We start from the raw sequence: 13,663 nt of genomic DNA on the forward strand, positions 1-13,663 counted from the left end.
AGAACCTTTTCTGAACCATACGCATAGCGTATGGTTTTCTTTTCATAATAAAAAACTACGTCATCTTAATTGAAATTAATTAAAATGACGTAGCTATGTTCATATGCGCTATCCTAACTGACAACTATATTATCTATTAATATGTTAAGGTATTGAGAAAAGTTTTGGAAATCTGCCCGTATTCTAATTTAACGGATTTAATGGTACCTCATTACCTGGGCTTTCTATTTGCGGCTTTTCTTCAGTTTGTACCCCTGAAGAAGATGTGTTTCGACTTAGGAAAAGTAATACTTTTTTGATGTTTTCAATTGATTCAGGTTTATCCAAATGAAATTGATATTGATGATGTAAATGATGTGTACCATCATAAAATAATGAATCTACAGGTACCCCTAGTTCGTCTAACTTTTTACTAAATTCAATGTTTTGGCTCTCAAAAGGATCGCTATCTCCTACAGACAAATATGTTGGTGGATAATCAATTGTAGCTTGTTTAACGGTCGACATTTGAGAAACATTTTTAAAACCTTTTTCCCAATCCTGTTCGCCAGTATAGCTTTTCATAAATAACTGTATTCTAGGAAATTCAGTTTTTCTAACAGTTTGCATGTTATAAAATCCACCGAAAAATATAGCCCCTTTAATTTGTGATGGTTTAAATACTTGGTCAAATTGCATTGCTTTTCTTAATTGACTATTCGTTTGAATAGCTGTAAATTGACTAGCTAACTGAGCACCTGCTGAATCACCACCAATGATAACTTGATCAAAGTCGATAGGTAAATTCATCTTATTTTCTTTAATAAACTTAGTGGCTTGGCTCATTTGGATTAATGGTGTTGGATATTTATATTGTGGTGCTAAAGCATAATTTACATTAACTACGATATAACCTTGTTCAGCAATTTTGGCTAGCAATGGATTCTTATATTGTTTATCACCTGCAATGTACCCACCGCCATGCATCCAAAAAATGACTGGCAATTTAGTATTAGAGGACATATCAGATGGCGTAATAATATCTAACTTGCTATTTGGAAATACTCTGTTATATGTAATATTTTGATAAATGTGCACATTTTTATTCTTAATATTGATTTTATCTTTGTTGGATTGGTTCTCTATTGTAGCTTGGTCATAATGTTGTTTTAAATGAAGTGCTAATACTACACCTACGACAGCTATAATGAGTGCTGTGATTATCGTCCATTTGTTATCTCTATTCATTACATCTTACCTCTCTATTTCTATAGACACTAATGTTAGAAGACTTAGTAAATATAAAAAGCAATTCGTCTAATATGGGTAGAGACGAATTGCTTTTAAGGTTAAAACAAAGTGATTCAATTGTAAAGTTTGGAACATTCGTCATACACTATTAAGCAATATGCTTTTTGTCCGCATTTTTACGTTTGAAATATTTTATTATTACGGCTACTACAATAAATAGACCTACATATCCCATTATTGTGTATAGCTTGTTAATTAATTCAGCAAATCCTACGAAACTTAATAAATAACCTGCTACCATCATTACTATAATAAAAATATGATATTTTTTACTATATGGTTCTGTAAAACGCGCTGCAAATGAATACATAAGCCCTAAAATAGTATTATACATAACTGCAAGCATAATAACTGATAACACCGTTGCTATTAATGGGTGAATGTTATTTGCTAATGTCAAAGTTGGAATTGAAGCATTTTTAATTGTAGGGTATTCACTTTGTAAAGCAAAGTTAATCAATGCTAATAATACGGTATAGATAATACCACCAAACATTGCACCTGCACCAGATACTGTACGTTTATCAGTATCTCCGCCAATTGCAACTATAGTACTAAAACCTACAGAAAATGCTAAACCACCATATATTGTACCGAACCAAATACCTTTCCAAATACTAGCATCAGGTACTACTTGGTTTACTTCTGCTAACGATACATGACCTTTAAATAAATAAACGCCAGCAATAAGTACAACTAGCACAATTAAAAATGGTGTAACAATACCAAGTGCACGTACTATTTTGTTAAAGTCCAATAGCAACGTGATATATATCGCTACTGTCATAATTAAAGCACCTAGCCAAGTAGGTACATTATAACTTTCTTCAAATGTTGCACCAGCCCCCGCAATCATAGTTACAGCTATACCAAATAAGAAGAAAATTAAAATATAATCAAAGATTTTACTAAACTTTTCACCGAATACGTATTGTAGCGTCGATTCATGGTTAGTCGATTCAAATGCAGTACCAATTTTTGCTACTTGGCGCCCAATAAAAGCTAAAATAAAACCAGATATAATCACACCTAAATAAGCCCACAAGCCATATTTAGTGAAAAATTGCATAACTTCTTGTCCTGTTGAAAATCCTGCGCCCACTACAATGCCGACGTAGGCAAATCCAATTTTTGTTGCTTCCTTATTCATCATCATGTGAATAATAGACCTCCTTAATTTTGCACAGTGTGCATTATAACGTACTCAAAATTAATTGCAAGTCGCATAGCTTCATTTTCATTTTTATAAAATCGCTCAATCCATTCACATTATCATGTTCAATGACATTTAAAATTTTTATAAATTTTTCCTTTTATAATGCTGTCATGCGAAATTTTTGTATACGCAAACCTATCAGAAAAACACTGTTTTGAAACCTAATTCAAGATATATTTTCAAACTGATTTTACGTGCAAATGATATTTACTTTACCACCGCTATTTTCAATATTGAGATAGAAAATAGTACCTTTACTCCAATTTTATTAAATTCGTATCATTCAATTATATTAATTGGCTGGCAGTTGTATAATATTTTAAAATATTGCATAAAAACATTTTAAGATGCATATTTTCCTAATAACAAAATTTGTGTATTAAAAAAGGCTGGAACCAATGTCCCAACCCAATCAAATGTTAAAACTATTATTAAGCTAATATAATTGAAATAAAATTAACGTGCATTACGTTGGTGCAATTCATTTATATCAACAACAACGTTGTCCATACGTTTGGCAGTATCTTTTAAGACATTACGAGCAACATTATTATTAGGATCTAATTTTAATATTTGTTTGGCGATATCAAAAGCCTTTTTATCTGAAATAACAGGTGTTGGTATCGCATGCAATAATAACATTTGTAACAAACTTTTAACTTCTTTGCCGTCAGTAAGTTTTATGGAAGCGTCTGCATGGTAATAAGCAGAATCCAAAGCACCTTCATATTCACTTAGTGGATACACAAGCAATAAAAATGCTAGGTCATGCATTTCAGATGATTCTTCATGTTTAATCATATCTAAAATACATGTATAAAACATCATGCTTTCTACTTCATGCGCACTTGAAATATATGCTTCTTCAAATTCCATAAAATCTGTTTCGGACATCAATTGTCGTACTAAATCAAACTCGCCATTCAATACATGTTTTTTTATAAGGTGTTGCATGGCAATGTCCTCCTATTTTCTCCAGATTTTATTAAACATTTACATATATACTATCATATTTTTTGTAAAGTTTCATTTGAAAAAGGTTTACTTTTTTCATTATTAGTAAAATTTAACTAAAATGATTGTTTGATTTCGGCTAATGCATCATCAACATTACCTCCAACAGACAGTCTTACAGCTGCAATAAAACTTCCTTCAACAATTGGTGCATCAACTTTAATTACGCGATATTCTCCCTCATACAGTTCAATTGCCATATCAACATTCATCTCAGATGATCCAATGTCGTAAAAACATAAAGCATCATCATCTAAGTCATTCAAAGCTTCTTGAATTAAGTCAAATGAAGTGCCAATGGATCCATCTGCCAATCCTCCGATAGCTAAAATATCAACGTCACCCGCCATTTGTTGTAACAATGATTTCGTACCGTTTGCTATGTCCTTACTATGACTCACTAATATGATTTTAGCCATTATTTTCATCTCCAATCAAAGCGTTTAGTACATAAACCATACTTTGCGCGCCAGGATCTATATACCCTTTTGATTCTTCACCAAAATATGCTGCTCTTCCTTTTGTCGCAACCATATCTTTAGTATTATCTGCTAATTGCTGTAATTGATTCAGTGATAATCTTTCGCCATTTTCAAGCTTTTCAGCAGCACGAGCCACAACATCATACATTGTTTTTTCATTTAAGGTAACTTTTCCACGTGCCGAAATTGCTTCTGCAAATGTTTTAATTAAGGTGATAATGTCTTGGCGATTCATATCATCTTTTGTTACGGAAGCCATTTTCACAAAGCTAAAGCCATATAATGGTCCCGAAGCTCCTCCTACATTAGACATTAATGCCATACCCGTTGATTTTAGTAGTGCTTGCATTGAACTATCATCAATTTTGTCTTTAACACTGCTAAATCCACGAACCATATTTACACCATGATCCCCATCGCCAATTGCTCTATCTAATTCCGTAAGTTCTGATTCATGTGTTTTAAACGTTTCTTCTAATTGTAATAATCGTGTTTTCATATCGTTAACATTCATTTGTGACACCTCATTAATGTATATTTATTCATATTTAATATCATTTGAAATATTGACTTGTTGTTGGCGCTAAAAACGCCTCTAAATATTCTGGTTTATTAGGTAATATCGTAATTGAAAAACCTTGCATGTCTAGTGAAGTCATATAATCACCAACAAACCATTTATTAACATTAACTTTTCTCGTTACTAAATGATGATGTATATATTTAGTAACAATATTTAATTCAGATAATGGCGTTCCACCCATACCATTAACCATCAAAATAACATCATCATAATTTACTTCCTTATATAATTCATCAAACAATGTTTCTACAATATGTTCAACATCTTTTATTTCTTCTCTATGAATACCTTTTTCACCATGTATACCAATTCCTATTTCCATTTTGTCGTCTTCAATATCAAAGCCATATTTTCCAGTTGTCGGAACGAGTGGTGGTTCAATTGCCATACCTATACTTTTTATTTCTGGTAAAAATGCTTCCACTCGAGATTTAATATCTGATAAAGAATGACCTTTCTCGGCAAGGTAACCTGCTAATTTATGCACAAATACTGTACCTGCTACACCTCGACGCTGTTCTTCATTTGCAACAGCGATATCGTCTCGAACAATCACTGTCTCTACTTTGATACCTTCCATTTCAGCAAGTTCTTGTGCCATTTCAAAATTCATGACATCTCCAGCATAATTTTTCACAACAAGTAACACGCCATCTCCAGTATCTACTGCTTTAATCGCTTCTAATATTTTGTCGGGTGTAGGTGACGTAAATACTTCGCCACATACTGCTGCATCTAACATTCCTTCAGCAACGAAACCAGCATGTGCAGGTTCATGTCCGCTTCCACCACCAGATACAATTGCAACACCTTTTTCTTTTTTGACTTTTTTAACTACAACTGTATTTGCAACCACATCTAGTTCTGGATGTGCAATCAATAGCCCTTCAATCATATCAGTTAAAAATGTTTCTTTATTATTGATTAACTTTTTCATCTTGTTGTACCTCCTTGGTTTTGTCAGTCATAGTATAAAACAGAATAAATGAATGCGCTATCATAACGAGTTGTAATCCTACTCTTTGACTTTAAAAGTTTTATGATATCAATCTATTAACCCATCAGTTTCAATTTCTATGACTCATCATTTATAAAATAAAAAACTATGAAAAGCTTTTTGATAAAGAACTTTTCATAGTTATATAGTTTTAATGACACTATACATTTTTTGTTTTGTACATTAAATATAAGAAATATGGTGCACCAATGATTGCTACAACTATACCGGCTGGTATTCCGCCCGGTTGCAATGCAATTTTACCAATTGTATCTGCTATAACTAGTAGACATGCACCAACTAAAATAGCTATTGGTAAAAACAATTGATGGCGTGGTCCAACGATACGCTTCGCTATATGTGGACCCATCAATCCAATAAATGAAATTGAGCCTGCTACTGCTACTGCTGCAGAAGATAATGACACTGCTATAAAGAATAAAATTAATCGTTCTCTACTTAACCTTACACCTAAACCACGTGCAATATTATCGCCCGTATGAATAATATTAAGTGTATTAGATTTAATTAGTAAATATGGAATAATGATGATAATCCAAGGTAAAAAAGCAATAACGAATGGCCATTCATCACCCCAAATATTACCAGCAAACCACGCAGCAATAAATTCAGATTGATTGTCATCAAATTTAGACATAATTGTAATTGAACCACCATATAACGCGGTTTGTAATCCTACTCCGATTAATACCATACTTGCAGGTGTTACGCCTTCATTTTTATTAAAACTGAAAATAAAAATAATCAGCGCTGTAGTAACTCCACCTAATATACTAATTAAAGGTAGTACATAGACGAAATTATCAGCATTAATTTTACCAATCGCAATAAATAACGCGATGGCAAAACCACCCCCCGCATTAATACCTAATATTCCAGGCTCAGCGATTGGATTTTTCGTGACACTTTGCACAATTGCACCACTAATACTAAGTGCTGCACCCGCTAAAATTGTAATTATCATTCGAGGTAATCTAAAATCTAGTAAGATTAACTCATCTGTAGCATCACCTTGTCCAATTAAAGTTTTGAAAAATCTTTCGACAGGAATATTATATTCACCAGAAGTAATACTCCAAGTGCATCCTAGAAAAAGCAAAACGCTAAATACACCAAGAGCAATCCATTGTTTACGTATATTATTTGAATTTATCATATTGTGCGTCCTCCTTTTTTAACTAAATATAAAAAGTAAGGAACGCCAATAAATGAAATAATTGCACCAACTGGCGCTTCTCCTAGATAGCGTGCTATAACATCAGCAACTAATACGAGTAATCCACCTAATAATGCTGTTAATGGAAGTATTTTAGTATAATCTGTTCCAATTAAAAATCGTGCTATATGCGGTACCATTAAACCTACAAAAGCTACTTGCCCCGCAATTGCAACTGAAATGCCTGCAAGTATCATAGCAATAATCAAGCATATCCCTCTAATCACTGTTACATTTTGACCAAGCCCTGTAGCTAATGATTCACCAAGATTTAAAATAGTTAACTGCTTGCTAAACATTAATATAATGAGTAGCGCTATACCTATTAATGGGATTGCCCACTTAAGGTGCGTCCATGTCGTACCTGCTACACCGCCGGCAGTCCAGAATGTTACAGTCTGATTTAGTCTAAAAGTTAATGCAATACCTTGACTTAGCGCAGTTAACATTGCACTTACGGCTGCACCTGCTAAAATTATTCGCATTGGGTTAAACCCATCACGTCTAGAACGTCCCATCATTAAAACGATAGCGCCACCTAAAATTGCCCCTAAAAATCCTGCAAACATTAGTACTAAAAACGAAGTACCTGGTAATAGCGAATACGTTAATGCTAACGCAAACGATGCACCTGAATTTAGACCTATTAGTGCTGGATCAGCAAGACCGTTTCGAGTAACACCTTGTATAATCGCCCCAGAAACCGCCAATGCCATACCTACAATAACTGCCGCAATATTTCTCGGAATTCTAATTTCATTGATAACATTCTGTTGTTGATTAGATGGGTCATAATTAAAAACAGCCTCTAAAATTGTAGAGGCTTGAATTTTGGCATCTCCCATTAATGTGGAGATAAATAATGCTATAACTAATAAAACACTCAAACCTATTACATAGGTTACGAACTTCAATGTGGTTTGATTCTCTTTTTTTGTCATTTTTATTTTCCTTTTAATCATATTAACTTATTTAAGAATAAGCTCTGCGACACAAATCATAAGTTACAAGTAAAGGTTTGCCAGTTTTTGGATCTTTACTTAATACGACATCTATGTTGAAAACTTTTTCTAAAATCTCTTGTGTTAATACATCCTCTGTAGAACCATGAGCAACAATATCGCCAGATTTCATTGCAATAAGATGATCTGAAAATCGAATTGCTTGGTTAATATCATGCAATACCATGACAATTGTACAACCCTGCTCCTGATTTAACTTTTGAACTAATTCAAGGATTTCTAACTGATGACAAATATCTAAATAAGTTGTTGGTTCATCTAAAAAGATAATATCAGTTCTTTGTGCTAAAGCCATCGCAATCCACACACGTTGTCTCTGACCACCACTTAAATCATTAATTGAACGATGACGAAACGCATCCGTACCTGTCACTTCCATTGCCCAATCAATTTCTTTTTTATCTTCTTCTGTTAACCTACCAAATCCTTTTTGATGAGGGAAGCGTCCATATGATACTAATTCTCCGACTGTTAAGCCATCTGCTACTTCAGGTGATTGAGGTAATATAGCAATTTTTTTAGCAATTTCTTTAGTTGATTGTGTGTGAATATTTTGTCCATCTAAAAATACTTCGCCTTCTTTAACTGCTAATAGACGTGACAAAGCTTTTAATAAAGTTGATTTTCCGCAACCATTAGGACCAATAATGGACGTAACTTTTCCATCTGGAATTTCAACATCTAATTTATTTATTATCGTGCTATCCCCATAACCAATTTTAACTTGTTGTCCATGCAAGCGACTCATAATTTCCCTACTTTCATTAAAAATACTTTAACTTTATATAATAATTTCTATTTAAATTTTTATATTATCAAAGATCACTCAATTGATAATGATTATCATGAACATCATTATAACATTTTTCATTCTTATTGCCTAACATTACTTTTAGACTTAGTCTATATATTTGCCTCACGAGTTTTAAAAATTTTTAAATGTAAAGAGGCCACAGCAAAGTTATCATAGGCAGTGAACTTTACTGTGGCACTATATTTAATATAATTCAAAATTTTATTTATTCATCTGCAAGAAAACCATTTCCATAAACATCACGTACATCATGTATAACTAAGAAGGCATCTTTATCTATGTTTTTAATCAATCGTTTAGCTTTTGATACTTGCGTTTTAGAAATAACAACATATAATACATCTTTTTCTTCGCGAGTATAGTATCCGTGACCGTTTAAAATTGTTAAACCTCTACCAATCTGTTCATCAATTGCTTTAGCTAATTTATCAGGATTTGTAGAAATAATTGTCATCGCTTTTTTCGTATTTAAACCTTCGATGACATATTCCATTACTTTTGTACCTATATAAAGTGAGATTACAGTTTCTAATACTTTGTCGAGTGGAATAACTGTAAGTGAAATTGCTACAACAATCATATCAAAAAAGAGCAAGGCATACGGTGTACTTACATCAAGATATTTCGTAGCGATTCTCGCCAAAATCGTTGTTCCAGCTGTCGTACCACCTGCTAGTATAATTACTCCGATTCCTAATCCAACACTTAAACCACCAAAGATAGCATTTACAATACTATTCCCAGTTTCGACTTGCCATGATTCAGTTAAACTCAAGAAAATTGAAATGAGTACTGTAACTAAAATTGTTAAATACATACTTCTTTTACTTAAAAATTTGTAACCAATTACAATTAATACTGCATTTACCACAAAGTTTGTGATGGCTGGGGAAAGATGAAATGCATAATATAAAATAATTGCTAAACCAGTAACCCCGCCTTCACCTAAGTTACCAGAAATAATAAATGCATTCACACCAGCAGCAAAGATAAATGAACCTAAGACAACTAGAATTAAATCTTTAACTGTTTTATTCACGAAACCATCCCCTTTGTTTTTATTAGACTATAAAAATAGTAGCACAACAAAAATACTGTCACAACTCTATTAAAGTAGTTCTACGAAATAGAGGCAACTAAATTTAATATTGCTTTGTATGCTTGAATCAATTAAATACGACAAGCAACATAATAATTAAAAATATTCTGAATTTTTAATTTACTTTCATTTCATTCTCTGCTATAATGTTTTTAACTTCTTCAATAGAGAAGTTATCTCCTTTGTGTTGTTTATAATAACAAAACAAATTTTGCTCGAAGTACTATGACTGTACCTAGTCCTTACTGTCATATGTACAATAATATTCATTTCCCATAAAAGCCAAGTGCATTACCATGTGCACTTGGTTTTTATAATGCTTCAATTTCGGTAACTTTAAAAATATTTAAATATCTTTATATCAATAATAAAAAAGTCCAAGCATCTCACCTATATCAATAGACGACATGCCTGAACATATTTATTAGTTAAAATGTATTATCATAGTCACTCTTCGACATATTACCATGCAAATAAACCAACGAAAGCTGCTGTTAATAATGAAACTAGAATACCTGACAATAGCATCATAGGCACATATTTAGATACAAAGTCTGATGTCTTTTTATCAACAATTCCTTTCAATGTACCGATAATCATACCAATCGTTGAGAAGTTTGCAAATGAAATTAAGAAAGTTGTAATAACCGCACGATGGTGTGGTGTATAAGATGCAATATCTTTAGAAATTTCACCCATAACTACAAATTCATTTGTAACAATTTTCTTAGCCATTTGTTGTGCTACCAACCACGCTTCATCATAAGGTAAACCGAGTAATAGCGCAAATGGATACATAAACACACCTAAAATTTGATCAAGACCAATACTTCCTTTTATGCCTATCCATCCTGCTATCAATCCTGTAATCAAATTGATAAGTCGATCAAAAAGATCAGCTAATGCTACAAAACTAATAACAAAAGCGATGATGATTAATACTAATTTACCTGCTGCTAATACAGAATCTCCTAGGAATGAGAAGAATGGTTGGCGTTCAACTTCATTGTTTTTAAGACTGTAAATAATATCTTCTTTTTCTTCAACACTTACTGGATTCAACAAGCACGATACAATAATCGCGTTAACGATATTTAGTGGAATTGCCGTTAATACCAGTTCACCTGGTACCATTTGCACATACGCACCTACAATAGCCCCTGATACAGAACTCATCGACATCATCGCGATTGTTAATACACGCATTTCATTCATACGTTTTAGTTGCTCACTTGATACGGCTAATGCTTCAGTATTTCCTAAAAACATCATTTCTATCCCAAAGAATGACTCGAATTTAGGTTGTCTTGTTACTTTAGCTAATAACCAACCAATACCTCCAATAATTTTCGGTAAAATATTAAAGTACATTAAGATATCAAATAATGGCACTATTAATAAAATTGGGAATAAAGCTTGTACAGCCATATCCATCATTTTAACATTTGTCAAACTTGCAAATGCAAAACCTGTACCAGCATGCGCTGACTGAACTACCCAAGCGATACCATTGGCTGCTCCTCTTACTGCTTTTTGACCCCAATCAAAATAAATAAAGAACCATGCTAAAAACAGGTTTAAAACAACTAAGATCCCAATTGATTGCCATTGGATATTTTTGCGATCTCTTGAAAATAGTACCGCAATACCAAGAAATACAATTAGACCAATAATGTTGATTAATAAAAACATTTGGCACCCACCTATGATTTAATTTTTTAAAAATTTAGAAACATTGAAATATCAAATATCTGAACCTCAAATTATATAATCAGTTGATTTACACATGTTATATAAAAATAGAGAATGGCGACAATCGGTTACAGTTTTAATATATGTATGTTTGCTTACAACTTGTATTATACCATGCGGTATTTTTTCTTAAAATAACGATTTCATTTATTTAATAATTAAAATGTCACTCTACTTAAAAATATTTAAAATAGACAAAAGCTTGAAGCAAATTGTTAACATTTTCAACTAATAAATTTTAATAACTTTGTTATATTAGTTGTATTCTTGCTTTTGCTCCAAGCTTAGTATTATATTTACATGAAATTAATCTGTTAATTTTTGAGACACAACGAAGTTTTTATACTTCTCATGTGATGCCATTAATTCTGAATGTGTACCTTTACCTGTAACCTGTCCTTTATCCAAGAATATAATTTGACCTGCTTTTTTAATAGTAGATAAACGATGGGCAATAACAATTGTTGTTCTACCTTCCATTAATGTTTCTAATGCTTCTTGGATTTTCAGTTCACTTTCACTGTCGAGATTAGCTGTTGCTTCATCAAGTAGTAAGATATCTGGATTTTTCACAAAACTTCTAGCAATATCTATACGTTGACGTTGCCCCCCTGAAAGTTTCAAACCTCGTTCACCTACGAGTGTGTCGTAACCTTCATCAAATTGCATAATAAAGTCATGACAGTTTGCCAGTTTAGCGTAGTTAATTAGCTCTTCATCAGTTACATGACGATTAATACCGTATAAAATATTATCTCTAATTGTGCCATTCATCATCGAATTGGATTGCATTACATAACCAATTTTACGGCGCCATTTAGATAACGGAATATCATAGACACTTTCAAGACCATATTTAATATCTCCTGATTCAATTTCATACATGCGTTCTATCAAATTGAATATAGTACTTTTACCAGAACCTGATGGCCCTACAAAAGCACTTACTTGCCCTTGCGGTATTTGGAATGAAACGTCATCCAAAATTTTCTTAACATCATATTTAAAATCTACATGTTCAAATGACAATACGCCATCATCTATTAAAACATTTTTAGAATCCTCAAGATCTTCTGTTGGTTCAATAGGTTCTTGCATTATTTCATAAATTCTACTACTTGCACCAACAGCTTTTTTATAATCTGTAACTAATGTCGATAAATTAATCAGTGGCATCGATAATTGAATAACATAAAATATCATTGCAATTAATGTACCTGCAGTGATTGCACCAGTCGCAATTTCTAATGCACCAAAACCTAAAATAATTGCAATTGTTAGCAACATAACAATACCTGAAATTGGTTGTACAACTGCTGCGATTTTAGCCTGTTTTAAACCTAATTTATAGATTTCATTAAGATTTTTATGGGCATTATCCAATTCAAGTCGCTCTGTATTTGATATTTTAACTAGTCGCATTTCAGTAAGTACTCGACCTAGTAACCCACTAAAGTTTGCAATTTCTGATTGTGTACTTGTCGAAATTTTTTGCATTACACGACCTAAAGGAATCATAATAAGCACAAAAATCGGAATTGTTATAAATGTTAATAATGTCATTTTCCAATCTAAAATAAACAACATAATTAGCGATCCAATTAAAGTAACAATTGATGGTAACAAGTTAGGAAGCTTTTGCGAAATAAATTCGTTAATCACTTTTGTATCGTCAGTTAAACGACTCATTAATTGCCCACTTTCATTTTTATCAAAAAATGGCATTTTCAATTGTATAATGTGTTCCCATAAAACTGAGCGAATTGCATAAATAATTTTCTCACCAATTTTACTTAATAAATATAAACCTAATCCGCTTAATAACGCATTGATGACAAAGATACCACCAAACAATGCGATTAGATTCCAATTGATATGGCTCACGGAAAACTTATCTACAATTCGTCCAGTAAATAGTGGTACTAATAGTCCACTTAAACTCCCTAGTGATGAAATAGTTATAGCTGCAACGATAAGACCCACTGGCCATGAAAGTTTTTTAAATAAGAAAAACAATGGATTTTCTCGTTTCATAATAATACCTCTTCTGTTTGAAATTTATAGTTCATTAATGTTAGATAGATACATGTAATCCTATCAATTTCTTTTCTCCCAAGAAAATTTATAAAATAAAATAAAGCGTTACCCCAAATTACC

General features: G+C 32.4%; 13 protein-coding genes. All 13 read right to left on the minus strand.

Annotated elements, in window-relative coordinates:
- Positions 1 to 183: 183 nt before the first annotated feature.
- Positions 184 to 1,227 (minus strand): alpha/beta hydrolase, encoded by a 1,044-nt coding sequence (locus tag CD116_RS11700; protein WP_047550027.1) that lies wholly within the window; start codon positions 1,225 to 1,227, stop codon positions 184 to 186.
- 151 nt (positions 1,228 to 1,378) lie between these two features.
- Complete coding sequence (locus CD116_RS11705) at positions 1,379 to 2,446, minus strand: YkvI family membrane protein (RefSeq protein ID WP_047550030.1); 1,068 nt, start codon at positions 2,444 to 2,446, stop codon at positions 1,379 to 1,381.
- 516 nt (positions 2,447 to 2,962) lie between these two features.
- Positions 2,963 to 3,460 carry a hypothetical protein gene (locus tag CD116_RS11710; protein ID WP_001164083.1) on the minus strand — a complete coding sequence of 166 codons (498 nt, stop codon included), beginning with the start codon at positions 3,458 to 3,460 and terminating at the stop codon, positions 2,963 to 2,965.
- A gap of 116 nt (positions 3,461 to 3,576) precedes the next feature.
- Positions 3,577 to 3,939 (minus strand): dihydroxyacetone kinase phosphoryl donor subunit DhaM, encoded by a 363-nt coding sequence (gene dhaM / locus CD116_RS11715; RefSeq protein ID WP_047550033.1) that lies wholly within the window; start codon positions 3,937 to 3,939, stop codon positions 3,577 to 3,579.
- Positions 3,932 to 4,516: a dihydroxyacetone kinase subunit DhaL gene (gene dhaL / locus CD116_RS11720; protein ID WP_047427575.1), complete on the minus strand. Its 585-nt coding sequence runs from the start codon at positions 4,514 to 4,516 to the stop codon at positions 3,932 to 3,934. Before dhaL ends, dhaM begins: the two co-directional genes overlap by 8 nt.
- A 40-nt stretch (positions 4,517 to 4,556) precedes the next feature.
- Positions 4,557 to 5,522, minus strand: coding sequence for a dihydroxyacetone kinase subunit DhaK (gene dhaK / locus CD116_RS11725; RefSeq protein ID WP_047449767.1), 966 nt, complete (start codon positions 5,520 to 5,522; stop codon positions 4,557 to 4,559).
- 220 nt (positions 5,523 to 5,742) lie between these two features.
- Positions 5,743 to 6,759 (minus strand): FecCD family ABC transporter permease, encoded by a 1,017-nt coding sequence (locus tag CD116_RS11730; RefSeq protein WP_047427580.1) that lies wholly within the window; start codon positions 6,757 to 6,759, stop codon positions 5,743 to 5,745.
- Positions 6,756 to 7,760, minus strand: a complete 1,005-nt coding sequence (locus CD116_RS11735) for a FecCD family ABC transporter permease (RefSeq protein ID WP_047449770.1) — start codon at positions 7,758 to 7,760, stop codon at positions 6,756 to 6,758. The genes CD116_RS11730 and CD116_RS11735 overlap by 4 nt, the downstream gene beginning before the upstream one ends.
- A 31-nt stretch (positions 7,761 to 7,791) precedes the next feature.
- Positions 7,792 to 8,589, minus strand: coding sequence for an ABC transporter ATP-binding protein (locus tag CD116_RS11740; protein ID WP_000088638.1), 798 nt, complete (start codon positions 8,587 to 8,589; stop codon positions 7,792 to 7,794).
- Between the two features lie 271 nt (positions 8,590 to 8,860).
- Positions 8,861 to 9,694: a YitT family protein gene (locus CD116_RS11745; RefSeq protein ID WP_047550036.1), complete on the minus strand. Its 834-nt coding sequence runs from the start codon at positions 9,692 to 9,694 to the stop codon at positions 8,861 to 8,863.
- A gap of 175 nt (positions 9,695 to 9,869) precedes the next feature.
- Positions 9,870 to 9,962: a hypothetical protein gene (locus CD116_RS11750; RefSeq protein ID WP_031787475.1), complete on the minus strand. Its 93-nt coding sequence runs from the start codon at positions 9,960 to 9,962 to the stop codon at positions 9,870 to 9,872.
- A gap of 254 nt (positions 9,963 to 10,216) precedes the next feature.
- Positions 10,217 to 11,446: a NupC/NupG family nucleoside CNT transporter gene (locus CD116_RS11755; RefSeq protein WP_047550040.1), complete on the minus strand. Its 1,230-nt coding sequence runs from the start codon at positions 11,444 to 11,446 to the stop codon at positions 10,217 to 10,219.
- Between the two features lie 366 nt (positions 11,447 to 11,812).
- Positions 11,813 to 13,540 (minus strand): ABC transporter ATP-binding protein, encoded by a 1,728-nt coding sequence (locus CD116_RS11760; protein ID WP_047427593.1) that lies wholly within the window; start codon positions 13,538 to 13,540, stop codon positions 11,813 to 11,815.
- Positions 13,541 to 13,663 lie beyond the last annotated feature (123 nt).

This window comes from Staphylococcus schweitzeri (assembly GCF_002902405.1).
In the GTDB taxonomy this organism is placed as follows: domain Bacteria; phylum Bacillota; class Bacilli; order Staphylococcales; family Staphylococcaceae; genus Staphylococcus; species Staphylococcus schweitzeri.

Coding starts and splice junctions, on each gene's coding strand:
- CD116_RS11700 (WP_047550027.1), bottom strand. CDS start 1,227: ATGAATAGAGATAACAAATGGACGATAATCACAGCACTCATTATAGCT.
- CD116_RS11705 (WP_047550030.1), bottom strand. CDS start 2,446: ATGATGATGAATAAGGAAGCAACAAAAATTGGATTTGCCTACGTCGGC.
- CD116_RS11710 (WP_001164083.1), bottom strand. CDS start 3,460: ATGCAACACCTTATAAAAAAACATGTATTGAATGGCGAGTTTGATTTA.
- dhaM (WP_047550033.1), bottom strand. CDS start 3,939: ATGGCTAAAATCATATTAGTGAGTCATAGTAAGGACATAGCAAACGGT.
- dhaL (WP_047427575.1), bottom strand. CDS start 4,516: ATGAATGTTAACGATATGAAAACACGATTATTACAATTAGAAGAAACG.
- dhaK (WP_047449767.1), bottom strand. CDS start 5,522: ATGAAAAAGTTAATCAATAATAAAGAAACATTTTTAACTGATATGATT.
- CD116_RS11730 (WP_047427580.1), bottom strand. CDS start 6,759: ATGATAAATTCAAATAATATACGTAAACAATGGATTGCTCTTGGTGTA.
- CD116_RS11735 (WP_047449770.1), bottom strand. CDS start 7,760: ATGACAAAAAAAGAGAATCAAACCACATTGAAGTTCGTAACCTATGTA.
- CD116_RS11740 (WP_000088638.1), bottom strand. CDS start 8,589: ATGAGTCGCTTGCATGGACAACAAGTTAAAATTGGTTATGGGGATAGC.
- CD116_RS11755 (WP_047550040.1), bottom strand. CDS start 11,446: ATGTTTTTATTAATCAACATTATTGGTCTAATTGTATTTCTTGGTATT.
- CD116_RS11760 (WP_047427593.1), bottom strand. CDS start 13,540: ATGAAACGAGAAAATCCATTGTTTTTCTTATTTAAAAAACTTTCATGG.